The organism is Neisseria sp. P0021.S007 (genome assembly GCF_051956855.1).
This window is the reverse complement of sequence record NZ_JBQCXA010000341.1, coordinates 1-800: the sequence shown is the minus strand read 5'-3', so window position 1 is coordinate 800 and position 800 is coordinate 1. Positions and strand designations below refer to the sequence as shown.

1 protein-coding gene is annotated in these 800 nt (G+C 46.2%); it reads left to right on the top strand.

The features are described from left to right. Positions 1–800: phage tail tape measure protein (locus ACTHUR_RS13220; RefSeq protein WP_440398980.1), on the top strand; the 800-nt coding region annotated here is incomplete at both ends.

Here is an 800-nt window from a genome sequence, read left to right as displayed (position 1 = left end):
CCTATAAGAAATCAATCAATGAACTCAAAAAAACCTCAAAAGACGGTAAACCTGCGTTTATCGGCAGTATGGATAAAGAGTTTGCCGCCAGGTCTGCCACGACAGCAAACAACTGGCAAATCTTTAAAAATAGTTTGACGGAAATCGGTATCACAGCGGGCAGTGTATTGTTGCCCGCGCTCAATCAGCTGATGACGACCATCCGCCCGATTATAAACAGTTTTGCAGATTGGGCATCAAAAAATCCCGAAGTTGTATCCGCACTCGTGCATCTTGCGGCAGGGTTTGCGGCGTTGAAGGTCGGTGGGCTAATGTTCCGTTTTGTAGGGAATGAGTTGTCCGGGTTGATGGTGTCGTTCAGGCTTGCAAAAGCCTTGCTCGGCGTTGACTGGCTTGCCACTGTTATCAGGTTTAAATCAGGCATTGGTGCGCTGGCCCGTATTTTCGGTGTAGTAAAAACGGCGGCAACACTGTTGGGTAGTGGTCTGATGAGTCTGGGTAGGTTTTTATTAATATCGCCTATTGGCATTGCTTTAGCACTTCTTGGTGTTGCCGCTTATATGCTTTATAAAAACTGGGATGGTGTAGTCGGTGGTGCAAAAGCATTGTGGCAAGATTTAAGTAATTTCATCAGCGGCGTAGTTAATTCCATAGCCTCTTTTTTCGGTGCATGTTGGGAACGCATCAAGGCATTTTTCAATAGCGGCATAGGCAATATCTCAGCGCAGATTATCAACTGGTCGCCGTTAGGGTTGTTTTATCAGTCGTTTGCCTCTGTTATGTCTTGGTTCGGCGTACAG